Consider the following 16,852-nt stretch of genomic DNA (forward strand, 5'->3'; position numbering starts at 1 on the left):
GCTAAGCCTTACTCTTGTTCATAAAGTGTGTAATGAGCATATAGCTACAAAAAACAATGAGGCCTCCACTTAGCACAATGCGCAAAGTAGGAAGCTCTTCACCCTGAAGTAACGGTGAGAGTCTCCAGATAGAGAGTCCTAAGAAAAATACATATAAGAGAAGACGGCCAGAAGATAATTCTGGATTTTTCTTTTCTGGTGCTGGTCTTGTGATTCTATTGATTGTTACTTTCGGCGCTTCTTGTTGCGATAGATTATTTAATTCCTCGTCAGATAGTGCGTTGTTTGAAAAGTCTTCAAGAGCAATTTCTACAATATGTTTTGCCTTTACCAGATACTCTTTGTCAACAAGCAATCTAGATTGATCAGGAGAGCCTAGCGCATAGCCTGCCAGCTTTGCACTCTCGTTATCATCTCTCACTATACTAGGGATGTCTTTTTCCTCTAGAATGGCCTGTAATCTTTTTATTTCTATGATAGACCCAGTGTGGATTTTTTCATAACGAGAGTCTGGAAGTATGCTCATAAATTATATTGGTAAGTTTATCTTGTTTTGTCGTATTTACTATTCCATATCGCTTTGTTGAAGTTCTTACCTAATGCAAATGCATAAAATAGAACTACTGCTCCGATGGACTTAAACATAAAGAAAAATACCATAATATCTTGACCAAAATCTTGATTCTTTGTAAAAAGACCGTCTGGTGTTAAAAGCGTGGCGATTAAACTAATAAGTACAGTCGTGACTATTAGGTTCTCAACAGACTTAAATGACCATGCCCATTGCTTTCTAAAAGGATTGAGATCATTACCCCACTGGTGTATTAAATAGTAATAACCATTACCCATAGGAGCAAATAATAATGGGTCATCTGCTTTTTCTAGCACAAACATTTTTGAAGGTGCAATGATTTTAAAACCATCAAGCTCCGTGTGATGCGTATTTTCTAGGTACTTAATATTATCTAGTACTTCTTGAGGATATTTTCCTTTAAAGTATTTGGTATCGAGAAAACGCAGTCTATAGTCTACACATATTTTCTCTATTTGTTTAATGTGGAAGATTTTTGAGGTCTCAAGTAAGTCAAAGTCAAACTCATTATAACCTGCCTCAGAAGCTCCATTTAGGGTTTTGAGGATTCCGCTTTCGCGAAAGCGGTCTTGATCAAAAACCTGTTGTACTTGTGCTAGGATATCTTGTTCTTGCTCACTTTTACTGCGCTCACGAAGTAACTTTTCGTGAATGTTGGTTCTGGATAATAGCATCTTTTTTTCTTTTAAAGATACAATACAAATGCGATAATGTCAATGGGAATAATTGATACTAGGTGATTTATGTATTAATTAAACAAAACAGTTAAGAAAATATGAGCCAAAAAAAAGCTCTTAGATACTTGATGTATCTAAGAGCTTCAAAATAGTACAGCTACCTTACTATCGAAGTGTAGCTCCTAGCTCTTTTTCAAATCGCTGTTGCAGTTTATTCATCGTTTTGTCTATCTGCTTATCGGTAAGTGTCTTGTTTTCGTCTTGTAACAAGAAGCTTACTGCATAACTTTTCTTGCCTTCAGGAAGATTTTCACCTTCATAAACGTCAAAAAGATTTACATCTTTAAGTAGTTGCTTCTCGGTTTGCTTTGCAATGGTTGCTATATCTTCAAACTGAACATTTGCATCCAGTAAAAGAGCAAAGTCACGACGTACAGAAGGGTATTTTGGAATGTCCTTAAATTTGACATTATTACGAGCAGCAATCTCTAAAATAGCATCCCAGTTAAAATCTGCATAATACACATCTTGTGATAAGTCAAATTTCTTAAGGATACTTTTCTTAACGATACCGTAGCTTACTACTTGTTGCTTTCCTAGAGAAAGTCCTACGGCCTCAGAAAAAATATCATTCTTCACTGCAGAAGATCGAACTTTATTAATCCCTAACTTTTCTAGTACAGCGCTTACCACACCTTTTAGGTAATAGAAGTTAGTAGGAGTGGTAGGGTTAGTCCATGATTCTTCGGTGCGACTTCCAGTAACAAAGAGGGCAAGGTGCTTATCTTCCTTGCGCTCTTCTGTATAGTTATGGTACGTTTTACCAAACTCAAAGAGTTTAATGTTTCCTCTACGACGGTTTACGTTGTATGAGATAGCTTCTAGTCCAGAAAATAACATAGACTGTCTCATCACACTCAATTCTTTCCCTAGCGGATTAAGCATCTCAACTTGATGCTCCTCCTTAAGATTTTCAGAAAGTGCTGTATATGCTGGTGTAGTAAGACTATTTGCCATCATCTCATAAAAACCTTGAGCGGCAAGTTGGTTTCCTATCACGTCGCTTACTTTGTGATCGTCAAATTTTGAACTTGAAGACACCGTAGCATTAAGCTTTTTACCAAAGGTGATATTGTTATAGCCATACACTCTTAGAATTTCTTCTATAACATCTGCCTCGCGAGTTACATCGTTTCTAAAAGCAGGTATGGTCATCCCGATACCGCTTTCTGTAACGTTATTGATTTTGATATCTAGTGACATCAAAATTCCTTTAATAACTTCTTTTGGAAGTTCTTCTCCTATAAGTTTTGTAGCATTATCAAAGTTTAAGAACACCTGCTGGTCTTCTATTTTCTTTGGGTAAATATCTACAATCTCGCTAGTAATTTCTCCACCAGCAATTTCCATAATAAGAAGCGCAGCTCTAGTAAGAGCATACTCTGCGATATTAGGATCGATACCTCTTTCAAAACGGAAAGATGCATCTGTATTTAAACCATGACGTTTAGCTGTCTTACGTACAGCAACAGGATTAAAATAGGCGCTTTCTAAAAATATAGCAGAGGTGTTTTCTGTAACTCCGCTGTGGGCTCCACCAAAAACTCCTGCAATACACATAGGTTTCTCTGCGTCACAGATCATCAAGTCGTCTTCGTGTAACTCACGTTCTACACCGTCTAGTGTAGTAAACTTAGTACCTGCTTCTACAGTGCGCACTTCGATTTTATCTCCTGCAATCTTGTTTAAATCAAAAGCGTGTAGCGGTTGTCCTAGATCATGCAATACATAATTAGTCACATCTACAATATTGTTAATAGGAGAGAGGCCTATTGCTTTAAGTCTGTGCTTTAACCACTCTGGAGATTCGCTCACTTTTAAGTCGCTTATTACGACTCCCGCATAGCGAGGTGCTTTTTCTGCATCTAGTACTTGAACATCAATTTTGTGCAAGCGCTTCTCAATTTTAAAAGAAGACGTAGATGGAGTGATAAGGCCTTTATTAACCTCATGTTGTAATAAACCGGCCTTAAGATCACGGGCAACACCCCAGTGGCTCATTGCATCTGCACGGTTAGGTGTGAGTCCTATTTCAAAAACTTGATCATTTTCTATATCAAAAACTTCGGCGGCTGGTGTTCCGGGGATAAGATCCTCACTAAGAACCATAATTCCATCGTGGCTCTTTCCTAATCCTAGCTCATCTTCTGCACAGATCATTCCGTGAGATTCTTCACCGCGTATTTTGCCTTTCTTTATTTTCCAGGCTTCACCTTCTTCTGTATAAAGTGTAGTTCCTATAGTCGCTACTGGCACTTTCTGTCCTGCTGCTACATTAGGAGCCCCACATACTATTTGTACAGGTTTATCTGCACCTATATCTACGGTGGTTACTTTGAGTTTATCTGCATTTTCATGCTGGACACAAGTAAGTACGTGACCTATTACAATTCCTTCTAGACCACCTTTTACACTTTGGTAGGTGTCTATTCCTTCAATTTCTAGACCTAGGTCTGTAAGGAGGTTTCCGGTTTTTTCGGCACTCCAATCTATATCGATAAACTGCTTAAGCCAGTTGTAAGAAATCTTCATAAAACGTTGCGATTTTAAGACGTCAAAGATAGAATAACCTAGCTAGTGAGCAAAGCAGATGAGCGAGTATCTCAGTAGTTTTTTTAGGCTTCTCGAAGTGAATAAGGAACTAGTTTCGCCAAAGCGTGTTTTAGCAACACGTCATCTCGATAATTGATGACAATAAACGCTGTTTTGTAGGTGTTTGGCATTTTCTAATTACTAGGCGGTGAGACTTTATGCGTAGCTTACTATTTAAAACTTCTGTAAGGCACTTTAAAAGAATGAGACTGTGTTGGTATATCTTTGATTTATGAAACAGATACTTATTCTCATCTCATTTATTAGCATTCTTTCTTGTAAGCAAGACAATGTAGTAATCACTCCTCAAACGTTGAATTCAGGCTTTTGGAGAGCTACACTAGCTGTTCAAGATCAAGAAGAACTTCCCTTTATATTTGAGGCAAATGATGATGGAACTATTACCATTTATAACGCAGAGGAGCGCATAGAGGTGGACGAGATTGTGATTAATGGCGATAGTATACGTATCCAAACTCCTGTTTTTGAAGGGTATTTTGCGGGACGCTTTCGCGAAAGCGGAAATCAAATAACGGGCTCTTTTATAAAGCCAAGTCTTGATCGAGTGGTACCGTTTACAATGAATTACGGAGTAAAAGAACGTTTTGTTTCCTCAGCCGAAGTATTAAGCGAGAATACAGCGAATGTTAAGGTAGATGGTAGTTGGGAGACTGTTTTTAGTCCAGATAATGCCGACGATCGATACATCGCTAAAGGTACTTTTAAGTCAGATGGTGATATTGTTACGGGTACTTTTAGAACTACAACGGGTGATTATAGATATCTAGAAGGGAGAATAAACGGAGATGAACTAAGGCTTTCTACTTTTGACGGGGCTCATGCTTTTCTTTTTGTAGCAACTGTAACAGATAGTACAATGCAGGGGCATTTTTATAGTGGTGATCACTGGAAAGAGCCGTTTGTAGCAACTAAGAATGATAACTACGAACTTCCAGATGCAAACACCTTGACTTATTTAAAAGAGGGGTATGATAGACTTGCATTTTCTTTTCCGGATAGCAGTGGGGAAGTGGTGTCACTAGAAGACAAGCGATTTAAAAATAAGGTAGTACTCGTTAAACTTATGGGTACGTGGTGTCCTAATTGCTTGGAAGAATCAAAATTTATAAAACAATATTTGAAAGAATTTCCATCAGATGATCTTGAGGTAGTTTCTTTGGCTTTTGAATATGCGCCCACTAAGGAGAAGGCGTTTGCGAGCATTAAGCGTATGCAAGAACGATTAGACATTCCGTATCCGATACTTCTAGCGCAATGGGGAGATTCTGATAAGAAAAAGGCTGCCGAAAAGCTACCTATGCTTAATCATGTGCTTTCATATCCTACACTCATTTTTGTAGATAAGAAAGGAACTGTGAGACGCATCCACACTGGATATAACGGTACTGCAACAGGGGAGAAGCACCTCGAGTTTAAAAAGGAGTTTGAAGAATTTGTAGCGCAGCTGCTAGCTGAGTAATTAAGATATGTAACTCCAGATATTCTTAAACTTCATCATCTGGGCATACATGAATCGCACAATTTGATTTTCTTCCTTTTTGAACGTAGGGTCATCCTTAACCACAGCCCACGCATAGCTTCGGGCTACTTTAAGAATATCATTATCTCTTATAATATCGGCTATCTTGAGGTTTAAGGCGCCACTTTGTTGAGTTCCTGTAATATCACCAGGACCACGTAGCTTGAGGTCAACCTCGGCAATCTCAAAACCATCATTGGTGCGTGTCATCGTTTCTAAACGCACTTTACTGTCACTTGACAACTTATGACTAGTCATCAGGATACAGTAACTCTGCTCTGCACCACGACCTACACGACCACGTAATTGGTGTAGCTGACTTAAACCAAAACGTTCTGCGCTTTCTATAATCATCACTGAGGCGTTGGGAACATTTACGCCAACTTCAATAACGGTAGTGGCGACCATGATTTGTGTTTCGCCTTTGATAAAACGATTCATTTCAATCTCCTTATCGGTTGGTTTCATTTGTCCGTGGACGATGGAAATTTGATATTTTGGCATGGGAAATTCTCGCGAAATACTTTCATATCCATCCATCAAATCTTTGTAATCCATTGCCTCAGATTCTTGGATTAATGGGTACACAATATAGACCTGTCTTCCTAGTGCAATTTCGTCTCTAATAAACTTGAAAACTTTGAGCCTATTTGAGTCATATCTATGCACTGTTTTTATGGACTTTCTACCAGGTGGAAGTTCGTCTATAACACTCACATCTAGATCACCGTAAACGGTCATGGCGAGGGTGCGCGGAATAGGGGTGGCGGTCATCACAAGTACATGTGGAGGGTACTCGTTTTTATGCCATAATTTACTTCGTTGTTTTACCCCAAAACGGTGTTGCTCATCTATCACAGCAAGCCCAAGATTCTTAAATTTCACCTTGTCTTCTAGCAGTGCATGAGTCCCGATAAGGATGTTTAACTCGCCATTTTCAAGCTGTTCGTGTATGATTTTACGTTCTGAAGTTTTGGTTGAACCTTGTAGTAGTGATATACTGGTATTCAGTTCTTTACATAATTCTTTTAAACCGTGGTAGTGCTGCACTGCCAGGATGGCAGTAGGCGCCATTAAACAAGCTTGAAAACCGTTGTCAAGTGCCATAAGCATTGACATGAATGCCACAATAGTTTTTCCAGAACCTACATCTCCTTGTAAAAGACGATTCATCTGTGCATTTGTACCTAGATCATGACGTATTTCTTTGAGCACTCGTTTTTGTGCACCTGTCAATTCAAAGGGTAAATGGTCGTTATAAAAGGTGGTGAAATTAGGTCCTATTTTCTCAAATGGATACCCTTTTATTTTAGTTTTATGGTTAACATTTTTGAATGCTAATTGTAGCTGAATGTAAAAAAATTCTTCAAATTTTAAGCGGTATTGTGCCCTTGCTAAATGCTCTTGAGATTGCGGGAAATGAACGTTCAAAAGTGCCTCTCTTTTTGGCATCAATTTAAGTTCAGTTAAGATGGGTTTTGAGAGGCTCTCAAAGAGGTGATTTTTACACTCTAAAAAGAGGGTTTGCATCACACCATTTACCACCTTATTTGTGACTCCTCGATTGCTCAATTTTTCGGTAGATGGATAGACCGGTTGCATCGCAGATTTGATACTTTTTTCATGATCTGCAAGTAGCTCCATTTCTGGATGAGGCATGGAAAAATTACCATTGTAATAATTACATTTTCCAAAAATTACATAAGGAGTATTGAGCTTTATACTCTCCCTAATCCACTTATGTCCTCTAAACCACACAAGCTCCATTTGCCCAGTTTCATCTTTAAAAGTAGCAACGAGTCGTCGCCCTTTTCCCTCTATCATTTTGAGTCCTGAAAACTTACCTATTATTTGCACATCGGCATTATTACGTTCTAGTTCGCCTATTTTGTAATACTGCGTTTTATCGATATATCGATTAGGAAACAAGTGCATCAGGTCTTGAAAGGTATGAATACCCAGCTCAGAACGGAGCAAATCTGCTCTGTTAGGACCTACGCCTTTGAGGTAATCTATGGGAGTTTGTAAAAAAGTGGGATTCATTAAAGTAAAAATAAGGTCTTTAATTCAGATTTTCGAATTGATATTTAAAAGATAGTGGCTTAAAAGTTGTTATTTTTAAAATATGAAATACCTATTCCTGTTTATAATCACTTGTTGCGCTTTCGCGAAAGCGTATTCTCAAGAGATATCTGCACAAACCGCTACTGTTGATTTTAAGACCATCAATGCATCCTTGTCTTTAGATTTTGACAGTAAATCCATTTTAGGATCCGTTGAAACTACATTTACGATATTACAAAATGTAGATCAAGTAGTCATGGATGGCGTCGCAATGAAGGTTGTAGATAAAACACCGTCAATCACTGTCACTGCTACAGATAGTACCATTGTGCTCACTGGGGAATTTAAGGCAGGTACGACTTACAAAGCCCTATTTGATTACCAAGTGAAACCATCACAAGCGGCATATTTTATAAATAATAACGGCAAAAAAGAATTCTGGACGCAGGGACAGGGAAAGTACACATCACACTGGTTACCGAGTATAGATGATATGAACGATAAGATTGTTTTTGACTTAAAAGTAGCTGGACATAATAGCAAGACGATTATAGCAAATGGAATAGGAAATAGAGTTTTAAAGGATTATGGGGCTCTATTTTCTTCTTTTGATATGCAACAGCCTATTTCTAGCTATCTCGTTGCGCTCGTAGCAGGAGATTATGTTATGAAAAGCGAGACTGCTAGTTCTGGTGTTCCGCTAGAATATTATTATCGCCCTGAGGATTCGCTCAAAGTCGCGACCACTTACAAACACTCTAAAGAGATTTTTGACTTCTTAGAAACCACAATTGGAGTACCATTTCCTTTTCAAGATTATAAGCAAGTTCCCGTAAAGGATTTTCTATATGCAGGGATGGAAAACGCAAGTATCACTGTGTTTTCAGATAGTTTTATGGTGGATGAGATAGGCTTTACAGATCGCAATTATGTAAATGTAAACGCACACGAGTTGGCGCATCAATGGTTTGGAGATTTAGTAACAGAAACTAGCAGCGAGCATCACTGGCTGCATGAAGGATTTGCTACGTATTACGCATTGCTAGCAGAGCGTGAGATTTTTGGTGATGATTATTTTTATTTCAAGCTTTTTGAAACCGCAGAGCAACTGCGTGAACTCAGCGATATGGGCGAAGGGCAGAGACTCGTAGCTGCTGGAGGGAGTAGCCTCACGTATTATCAAAAAGGCGCGTGGGCAGTGCATATACTACGAAAACAATTAGGAACCGAAGCTTTTGATACCGCAGTAAGAAATTACCTGACTAAATATGCTTACAGAAACGTAACAACGGACCTATTTATGGCAGAAGTGGCCGCAGTAACAAGCGTGGATCTCACTGCATTTAAGAAAAACTGGTTGTATCAGAGCGCTTTTCAAGCTGAGGAAGCGCTTGCTTCCCTCAAGGAAAACGCATTCATGCAGCAGTATTTCCAATTGCAGTCGGGTAGAGCAGTGGCGCTTTCTTCTAAGTTTACAGCGCTTATGAATGCCATAGCTACAGATAACGATTATCTAGGCGCTGAGGCAATCTACCAACTCTCACAAGAATCAATAAATGCTACGCTTCCGGCATATAAAAGCGCCATGGAAACAGAGAATGTTTTTATAAGACAAGCTATCGCTAGTTCGCTTGAGCAAGTTCCAGAAGCGCTGGTACTTGAGTTTTATGAACTACTTAGTGATAAGAGTTATATCACACGTGAGCAGGCCATGATTAAATTGTGGGTATATCACCAGCAGCGCAATGACCCTAAGTCACAACGTAAAGTACTCGACCTTATGGATAATCAGCTGGGGTTTGCAGATGGCAATATAAGAACGCTGTGGCTTGCGTTATCCCTCGCGACACCACAATATAAGCCTGAAGAATCTTTAGCTCGTTATAAAGAGCTTATAGGTTATACAGCGCCATCTCAACCGTATCAGCTACGGGAGAATGCATTTAACTATTTAAGACAGCTAGGGTCTTATGAGGAGGAGAGCCTGCATAATCTTATAGAAGCTAGTGTACATCACGTTTGGCGTTTTCGCGAAAGCGCAAGAAAGCTACTTACTAATGCCCTTGAAAGTCCAAAAATAGCCGCTATGCTTCTAAATATAAAAAGCGACCTCTCAGAACAAGAAATCGCTTATTTGCAACGTATAATGGCGTTATAATTAGATAATCTCGCTTACTTCTTGCTTGATAAATTGTAAAGCCGTGTCGCTAGGAGCTGGGGTGTCCATAAGATCACGTAAGATGGTCTCACGCAATTTATCACTGGTATCCACTTTATCACTCATATTCGTTTTACGTATGAGGGCTGCAGTTGTACTTTTGGCAGTGCGCACCACGTTCCAGCACTCTTGAGTAATATAGATTTGCTGTGATAAGTTATGCTCAAATTCCTCTGTAATGGTTCGTAATAAAAGCGCTTCATATTCATTTGCATCATCACTGTAAGGCTTTACACGCGATACTAGATTGCCTGGGGAGATTCGCTCAAGAAATAGCGTTATACGTTCATAGGCTTGTAATTTTTGAGGTAACGCATTTGCCTGATTGGCTTTATGAAGTTGAAATCTGCGTTGTCCATCTTGCTCCTTTATGTATTGGCTAAAAAAGTAATATGCCAGCAACGCAACGATCACTGCGGGTAGAAGGTTAAAGGCTAGATTAGTAAGGTCTTGTGTCATGATAAGTAGGTTCTGGTTGCTATGTTCTGGATGAATAACAAACTTACTTGCTTTTTAGTATGCAACCAAATGGGATGTGATTATTCGCTTTCGCGAAAATTGGATTTGCATCAACCCATGCCATTAGATTTGAAATGAGAACTCAGTAATAAGTTGGCTCATAATTACCCGTTCACTTTTTCGACATTAGGTAAGCGGTAGCTTTTTATGGCACCCCAAAAGCCTAAAATAGATAGTACAACGATAACAACCTCTACGGATATCAAGGATAGCACAGCGCTCAATCCTCCTGTAAAAAGCAAAATGATCCCTATGATGGTGTTACTTACAGAGACATAATTTGTTCTTTCATTACCCTTTGCCATATCTAAAACATATGTTTTTCTACCTTGACGCACCCCACTGTGCGCAATACCGAGGATAAAGAAAGCCAAGGGATATAACCATAACTGTGCTTTTAAACTAGATGAAAAGCTTACAAGAATGACTAGTACAATACCGCAAAGCGAGGCTATAGTAACTGCATATGCCATCGTATTTTTACTAGATTTATCTGCCAGTTTTCCCCAAGATGGCGAACTCACAATAGATGCAAGTCCATTTGAGATAATGAGTAACCCTAAGAGATAGCTAGTTCCCTCAACGTTATTTTGTGCTAATGTGACGTAAAACGGTGCAGATAGGGCAGAGCAGAGTAGTAACGATCTTGCAATGACGAAGTTTCTTAGGTGGCTATCTTCTTTAAGTAGTTTAATATTATCTAGAATACTGTTTTGCTCACTCTTGTCTGCTGTAATGTCTGTTGGAAATTCTTTTATAAAAGCATAAATCACCGCTGCAATGATCCACATGGAAGCTGCAAAAAATATGAGGTTTGTATAAAACTGTATATCCTCATTAGTTTTAGACTTATAGGTAATGTACAAGCCTGCAGCAAGAACTAAAATACCAGCAAATGAGGAGGTATATCCTCCTAATTTTCCTCTCCTCGTTTTTGGGATAGTTTTTCCTTTTACATCCTTAGAACTCACAGAAGCTAGAGCACGCGCAAGGCTAAAAATGATTAAACATATAATAATTAACCACCCTGCAGTTTGTTTTTCAAATTGTAATGCCACAATCCCTATTGCAGCAATAGCAAGACCTTGAATAATAGCACCTAGCACCCATATGTACTTACGTATGGGTTTCTTTTTTACGTAATTTGAGATAGCAACTTGCGGGATAAGCGCACCAGACTCACGTATAGGGACAATGAGACTTATGAGAAAAACCGGTGCTCCCACATAATTCATGAGCCATGTGAGCACTGTTTTAGGATTACTTAGTGTATCACCTAGTTTTGTAAAGGTGTGTGTAAAGAGTATACTAAAGTAGTTTGTAGCAACATGTTTACAGGCCTCATCTGTAATGCCTTTACAAACCCGCTCATCGCCTTCATTATTTAAGTACTTGTAGAGATTATTGAGGGAAGATGATGGCATAAAGCGTATTGAGAAAATTACATAATAACAAAGCGATAAATATACGTTTATTATGTCTTTCAGTCTTTAATGGAAGTTATTGATGGATTAGTGCGCTTTCGCGAAAGCGTACTACTAGTGAAATAATGGTATTTGAATACGAGTATGCTAGTAACTTAATAGAGGTGTATATTATTGCTGGATTATAATTTATGACTGTGTAACATCAATCTGTAATTGTCTATGATATTCCTTTAACCTTTCATTTGCGTTACTATCTATAAGTAATATTACAAGCATCATTGCGATAGTTGTAATGCAACTAGCCCTCCAGTTGTTTTTGTCAATGAATACGATAAGTAAAGCTGCAGCAACTATAATAATAGGAATTACTTTAAAAACTATTAATTTGTACTCGTTCATAGACTTTTCTGTACGCTTAATTTCGGATGCTATAAATGCTGTAGTATTGGTGTTATAGTCCGTTTCAAAACTTGTAATTCTTTTATTATTTGCATAGAGTATACCAGTACCTACAACCAAGAGTAATGCTCCGGCTACTGCAGTTGGGATAATATATGCTTTTGCAATTTCTGTTTTTCCTAGGTGCCAAAATCCCACGCTCCCAGCTATAAACAGTATGGCAAAAAGGATAAAAAATTTTGAAGAAAAGACTTCAGCTTTTGCCCACTCAATGGCAATTTTTAAAATTTCCATATTAATTCATTTGGTGTTTTTGTCTATATGTACTCGGACTCATTCCTTCTTTCTTTTTGAATAATCTAGAGAAGTAAGCTGGATACTCAAACCCAAGATCATAAGCTACTTGCGAGATGGTCTTATGCGGATCTAATAAAACATTCTTGGCTTCGTCTATTAGGTAAAGTTGTATATGCTCTGTAGAGGTTTTACCTGTTTCCTTTTTAAGCGTATCACTTAGGTAGCGCTTTGATACAGATAGATGGGTCGCAATATCATCTATACTAGGGATTCCTTTTTCTTGTAGCTGGCCAGATTCAAAATATTGATTTAAGTAATTATTAAATAATTTAAGAAGATCATTAGATAGTTTTTTTCGGTTTATGAACTGTCTTTCATAAAAGCGGTTTGCATATTTAAGGAGCGTGCTTAGTTGTGATATGATAATATCTTTACTAAATGCATCTTGATTATTGTTGTATTCAAGCGCTATGTTATCTACAATGGATATCATCTGCTTTTCTTCCTTAGGAGATAGGTGTAAAGCTTCATTTACAGAATAAGAGAAGAAACCATACAATTTGATTTGCTTTGCTAGCTCTGTACCGTTTAAAAAATCTTGATGAAAATTAATAGAAAATCCCTTTTGATCATATACTACGCTATTATCCCATTGTAATACCTGCCGCGGAGCGATACATATAAGTGCACCATTTGTAAAATCATAGGTAGTGCGACCATAATTGAGCTCGCCTTTCATTATTTTTTTGAGACTTATGCTATAACAGTCATTTGTGATTGGAGGAGAACTATCTTTTGGGCAAGGTAAAAACCCATCTCCATGTGTAGTAAAAACGCTTAACATAGGGTGCTCTGGCATTGGTAGTTCTATATATTCTAAATACGCAGATAGTGTTTTAAAATGTTGCATGATGAGTCGTGAAATTAATGATACATCCGAAAGTCAATAAACCTTCTATAATTTAAGTAATTAAAGTAATCATTTTAAAGATATGGTATCGCAGAAAATAACACCTTCTTTAAAAGAATGTATTGATTATTATGATTTTAGATCCCATTTGAAATTGGTGGCTTTCTCTGATACCTGCCATAATTGTTTCATTACTGCTTTATCTTGAGCATGTGATTCTAGAGTACATTCACCCACAGGTCCCGTCCATTGCATTCTCCCTGTAGGACCATAATATCCTTTAAGATTTAGTAGTCTTTCCTCCTCTGTAGCACACATCACTTCTGGATATGCACCCTTTCGTGCAGATTGTACTAGTGGAGTAAGTGACATTAAGCCAAAAATGATCCTATCTTTAAGGCCACCGCTGTTTTTAATTAGTGTTGTGGCAGATGCTCCAGGATGGCATACATACACATTTACATTTTTTTTCGCAGCTTTAATTTTGTCTTGAAGCTCATATGCAAACATCATTTGAGCTAGTTTACTGTGACAGTACGTTTTATTAGGATGATAATTCTTATTCCAATTCATATCTTCAAACTGAATTGTTTTAATCCCCATTTTATAGCCTTCACTTGCTACAACTACAATACGCCCCTTTGAACTCTCAATTTTATCAAACAATAAACCACATAGTAAAAAATGTCCATAGTGATTGATACCTAAATGACTCTCAAAACCATCTGCTGTAAATGTTTGTTTAGGAAGCTGTGCGACAGCTGCATTACATAGAAGCGCGTCAATTTTAGAAATCTTATTATTTATAGTTAAGGCAGCTTTCCTTACAGATTCAAGATTTGCCAGATCCATTTTGATAAAAGAAACATCTACCTGAGCACCGAACTCATCTTTTAGAATAGTAATAGCATCTTCAGATTTTTTACTGTTCCGATTGAGCATAACGACTTTTGCATTTTTTTCTAACAATAGTCTAGCTGCTTCAAAACCTGCACCAGTATTTGCGCCAGTAATTAAAAACGTTTGATTAGTTAAGTCACCTATTCGCTCCGGTGTCCATCCTTCTTTACCAAATATAGTTGCACTCATAATTATTACTTTTTAGCTTAAGATTTATGAGGGCAAAATTAGTTGTAGCTATCCTTACTTCTTGTATACACATTTTCATAATACGTATACTTTTTGGTTTAATTGTTTATAATCAGTGCTTAAAGAGGTTCTTACCTAAGATAATGCGCTCGCCTCTATCTACAGATGTTACTTGATCCATATACTTCATATCAAGTTTTTCTAATACTCTTCTAGATGCTAGGTTGTGCGGACTTACAGTGGCTATAATCTGGTCAAGTTGTAGGGTCTCCGCTGCATATAAAATCCAGTGGTGACCTATCTCTGTGGCAAAACCTTGACCCCAGTGACTATCGTTTAATATAAAACCAAACTCACAATACTCTTTATCTTGATACTTAATTTTATGGATACCAGAGACTCCTATAAAACGATTGCTCTCTTTTAATATGACGCACCAGAAGCCAAATACAGGTTCTTGTTCATTTATAAAATCTGTATGAAGTAAGGAATCAAATTCGCTTCTAGTAAAAACGCTGCCTTTTAGTGTAGATGCCATAACCCGATTATTAGTGCAAAACATATCTGCAACATCTTCTAGATGTTTTGGAGATATTGGCTCAAACCTTAGTCTGATAGTTTCTAGCATAAATAATAATCAAAGATTAGGGAGTGGAACTTTATGGATTCTAACCTGCCAATAGTGATTAGCAGTTTATCTTACATTAAATATACAAGAATTTATGGTGAAGTATACGCTTTCGCGAAAGCGCAACAGCCATTGAAATATCTGTAAAAAAACAAGCTCTTAATACAATCATGAGCTACAACTTATAGCGCGAGCCAAAGGTTTATAATGGCATAGATTGAATTAAAAGCTTGTAGTAATGGACTAGAATGCTAACTGCTTAGTGCAGCTTTTTTATTCTAATGTCTTATTCCTCATCTTCATCTTCTTGAAACTTGAATTGGTGCGCTTGCTCTAATTTGGCTAGCTGTGTTAATTCGTTCAAGTAATTCTGCTCTTGAATAGAAAATGTAGTCATCATTTTTGAAGAGCCTCCAGATAAGATAAATGCGATTATTTCATCAATAAGGTTTATAATTTTATCCAACCATTTAGGCAGTTTGATACCTATCATATCAAGAATAGCGTAGATAATCTTTTTAATTTCTTTGATAATTCTATCAATTCCAAGTTTTCCTACGAGGGAGCCTATGCTAGGGAACATCCCTTTTGCATTTTTGGCAAGTGATACACCTGAGCTTATTTTTAAAACTTCTAGTACATCTCGTTCTTGTTGCTTAGATGACTTTTTTGAACCTTCTCTAATAAACTGATTGAGTTCAAAAATTTGATTATTAAGTGATGGTGCAAATGATTGTATCACCGCCTTTTCATCTTCGTCCTCTGCATTTTTTAATGCGTGCTCGGTGATTCCGGATACTAAGGTTTCAAATTCGCTTAAAAATTGTTCAAGAACGTTGTCTGATTTTTTTGTTTCTGTAGGCATGTCAAAAGTTTTATGATTTATATTGACACAAAACTATCTTTAGAGCATTGATATTTAGTTAGTTAATTGCTCATCTTCATTGAGCGTAATCTCCCTTTATACAGCGTGAAACAACTATTGGTTTAATAGGTTTTGTGATTAGATGATGGTTTTGAGGTATGGCAAAGTGTTAGATTTTACAAACTCAACTTCAATTTCAACTTCAACGAACCCTACCCACCAATTAATTCATAAACAGTACTATCGTTTATTGCAGAAATAGGCAATAGCTTCTTATCTAAATTCGTTGTTTTCTTCTTACCAATAGTGGACACTCTTTTACCTTCTATAAAGTTGGAGCTTATGTTTCCTGCTCCATCTTTTGCGGCGTTGCCGTAGTTGTTATATTCGGAGCCTATGAGCATATAGTCGTTGTATGTTTTGTCATATTTGATTTGTAACTCATAATCATGTCTCATCGATTCGTGCTTCACACTGATCACATTTGCTCTGGCAACTTTTATTCTTCGGTTAGGGTTTACATGTAAAAAGGCCGAAGTCAAATTACCGGTTTGGCTTTTGAGTACGAAAGAACCATCTGCTTGTCCTTCAAAAATCGCAAGTCGCACGTCTTTTGTGTTTGAGTAGTCTCTGTCGTTTTTTCCGCTGGCTAGTAATACCGCATAATCAGAAACGCCGTCTTTATTAAAATCTGACATTACTTTATTGAGTTCATTTCTAGAAATCACAAGTTCATAATCGCTCGGGATGAAATCATTAAAACGTTTGATTTTGCTTTTAACTTCCTCTATGGATTTTATTGTTGGTTGTACAACTTCCTTTTTCTCTGGAAGCTGCTCTTTCTTTTCGGTGTTGTTGCAAGAAATTAATACGATTGAAAGGAGTAGAAGTGTTAGTCTGTTCATTGGTGTGGTAATCTAAGGTCGTAAATGCTGTTGCTGGGTTATTTTAACACTAGGTGTTGCTGGTTGATTT

14 protein-coding genes are annotated in these 16,852 nt (G+C 37.5%); 2 read left to right on the top strand and 12 right to left on the bottom strand.

Translation table 11 applies throughout. The features are described from left to right. Position 1 precedes the first annotated feature (1 nt). The 3 genes from ACJJVW_RS13600 to pheT all read right to left on the bottom strand — a co-directional run bounded on the left by ACJJVW_RS13600 (position 2) and on the right by pheT (position 3,861). Entirely contained in the window at positions 2-526 is a 525-nt protein-coding gene (locus ACJJVW_RS13600) for a putative signal transducing protein (protein WP_405252550.1), read from the bottom strand. Positions 527-543: 17 nt separating this feature from the next. Beyond that, entirely contained in the window at positions 544-1,266 is a 723-nt protein-coding gene (locus tag ACJJVW_RS13605) for a hypothetical protein (RefSeq protein ID WP_339844902.1), read from the bottom strand. Positions 1,267-1,434: 168 nt separating this feature from the next. Beyond that, positions 1,435-3,861 carry a phenylalanine--tRNA ligase subunit beta gene (gene pheT / locus ACJJVW_RS13610; protein ID WP_405252553.1) on the bottom strand — a complete coding sequence of 809 codons (2,427 nt, stop codon included), beginning with the start codon at positions 3,859-3,861 and terminating at the stop codon, positions 1,435-1,437. Between the two features lie 292 nt (positions 3,862-4,153). Between pheT and ACJJVW_RS13615 the strand changes: the two genes are divergently transcribed. Beyond that, positions 4,154-5,401: a TlpA family protein disulfide reductase gene (locus tag ACJJVW_RS13615; RefSeq protein ID WP_405252555.1), complete on the top strand. Its 1,248-nt coding sequence runs from the start codon at positions 4,154-4,156 to the stop codon at positions 5,399-5,401. Here ACJJVW_RS13615 and recG read toward each other — a convergent pair whose 3' ends face one another. After that, positions 5,402-7,504: an ATP-dependent DNA helicase RecG gene (recG, locus tag ACJJVW_RS13620; protein ID WP_405252557.1), complete on the bottom strand. Its 2,103-nt coding sequence runs from the start codon at positions 7,502-7,504 to the stop codon at positions 5,402-5,404. An 82-nt stretch (positions 7,505-7,586) separates the two neighbouring features. Between recG and ACJJVW_RS13625 the strand changes: the two genes are divergently transcribed. After that, positions 7,587-9,683 carry a M1 family metallopeptidase gene (locus tag ACJJVW_RS13625; RefSeq protein WP_405252559.1) on the top strand — a complete coding sequence of 699 codons (2,097 nt, stop codon included), beginning with the start codon at positions 7,587-7,589 and terminating at the stop codon, positions 9,681-9,683. Here the strand turns inward: ACJJVW_RS13625 and ACJJVW_RS13630 are convergent, their stop codons facing one another. From ACJJVW_RS13630 to ACJJVW_RS13665, 8 genes are all read right to left on the bottom strand, one after another. Next, positions 9,684-10,202 carry a hypothetical protein gene (locus ACJJVW_RS13630; RefSeq protein ID WP_405252561.1) on the bottom strand — a complete coding sequence of 173 codons (519 nt, stop codon included), beginning with the start codon at positions 10,200-10,202 and terminating at the stop codon, positions 9,684-9,686. It lies immediately after the preceding gene. A 164-nt stretch (positions 10,203-10,366) separates the two neighbouring features. After that, entirely contained in the window at positions 10,367-11,686 is a 1,320-nt protein-coding gene (locus ACJJVW_RS13635) for an MFS transporter (protein WP_405252563.1), read from the bottom strand. Positions 11,687-11,875: 189 nt separating this feature from the next. Further along, the gene (locus ACJJVW_RS13640) at positions 11,876-12,382 is read right to left on the bottom strand and encodes a hypothetical protein (protein ID WP_379953092.1); all 507 of its coding nucleotides are present in this window, start codon (positions 12,380-12,382) and stop codon (positions 11,876-11,878) included. 1 nt (position 12,383) lies between these two features. Continuing rightward, positions 12,384-13,295, bottom strand: a complete 912-nt coding sequence (locus ACJJVW_RS13645; RefSeq protein ID WP_379953093.1) for a helix-turn-helix domain-containing protein — start codon at positions 13,293-13,295, stop codon at positions 12,384-12,386. 129 nt (positions 13,296-13,424) lie between these two features. After that, positions 13,425-14,384, bottom strand: a complete 960-nt coding sequence (locus tag ACJJVW_RS13650; protein ID WP_379953094.1) for an SDR family oxidoreductase — start codon at positions 14,382-14,384, stop codon at positions 13,425-13,427. 112 nt (positions 14,385-14,496) lie between these two features. Continuing rightward, positions 14,497-15,012, bottom strand: coding sequence for a GNAT family N-acetyltransferase (locus tag ACJJVW_RS13655; RefSeq protein WP_405252566.1), 516 nt, complete (start codon positions 15,010-15,012; stop codon positions 14,497-14,499). 286 nt (positions 15,013-15,298) lie between these two features. Beyond that, positions 15,299-15,877, bottom strand: coding sequence for a hypothetical protein (locus tag ACJJVW_RS13660; protein WP_339844881.1), 579 nt, complete (start codon positions 15,875-15,877; stop codon positions 15,299-15,301). 212 nt (positions 15,878-16,089) lie between these two features. Continuing rightward, on the bottom strand, positions 16,090-16,782 hold the full coding sequence (locus ACJJVW_RS13665; protein WP_405252569.1) for a hypothetical protein: 693 nt from the start codon (positions 16,780-16,782) through the stop codon (positions 16,090-16,092). Positions 16,783-16,852: the final 70 nt, after the last annotated feature.

This window comes from Dokdonia sp. Asnod3-C12 (assembly GCF_045063975.1).
GTDB lineage: Bacteria > Bacteroidota > Bacteroidia > Flavobacteriales > Flavobacteriaceae > Dokdonia.

Bases quoted from the DNA above. Each gene is read 5' to 3' on its own strand.
- ACJJVW_RS13645 (WP_379953093.1), bottom strand. From the start codon at position 13,295: ATGCAACATTTTAAAACACTATCTGCGTATTTAGAATATATAGAACTA.
- ACJJVW_RS13665 (WP_405252569.1), bottom strand. From the start codon at position 16,782: ATGAACAGACTAACACTTCTACTCCTTTCAATCGTATTAATTTCTTGC.
- ACJJVW_RS13630 (WP_405252561.1), bottom strand. From the start codon at position 10,202: ATGACACAAGACCTTACTAATCTAGCCTTTAACCTTCTACCCGCAGTG.
- ACJJVW_RS13625 (WP_405252559.1), top strand. From the start codon at position 7,587: ATGAAATACCTATTCCTGTTTATAATCACTTGTTGCGCTTTCGCGAAA.
- ACJJVW_RS13635 (WP_405252563.1), bottom strand. From the start codon at position 11,686: ATGCCATCATCTTCCCTCAATAATCTCTACAAGTACTTAAATAATGAA.
- ACJJVW_RS13660 (WP_339844881.1), bottom strand. From the start codon at position 15,877: ATGCCTACAGAAACAAAAAAATCAGACAACGTTCTTGAACAATTTTTA.
- ACJJVW_RS13650 (WP_379953094.1), bottom strand. From the start codon at position 14,384: ATGAGTGCAACTATATTTGGTAAAGAAGGATGGACACCGGAGCGAATA.
- recG (WP_405252557.1), bottom strand. From the start codon at position 7,504: ATGAATCCCACTTTTTTACAAACTCCCATAGATTACCTCAAAGGCGTA.
- pheT (WP_405252553.1), bottom strand. From the start codon at position 3,861: ATGAAGATTTCTTACAACTGGCTTAAGCAGTTTATCGATATAGATTGG.
- ACJJVW_RS13605 (WP_339844902.1), bottom strand. From the start codon at position 1,266: ATGCTATTATCCAGAACCAACATTCACGAAAAGTTACTTCGTGAGCGC.
- ACJJVW_RS13615 (WP_405252555.1), top strand. From the start codon at position 4,154: ATGAAACAGATACTTATTCTCATCTCATTTATTAGCATTCTTTCTTGT.
- ACJJVW_RS13600 (WP_405252550.1), bottom strand. From the start codon at position 526: ATGAGCATACTTCCAGACTCTCGTTATGAAAAAATCCACACTGGGTCT.
- ACJJVW_RS13655 (WP_405252566.1), bottom strand. From the start codon at position 15,012: ATGCTAGAAACTATCAGACTAAGGTTTGAGCCAATATCTCCAAAACAT.
- ACJJVW_RS13640 (WP_379953092.1), bottom strand. From the start codon at position 12,382: ATGGAAATTTTAAAAATTGCCATTGAGTGGGCAAAAGCTGAAGTCTTT.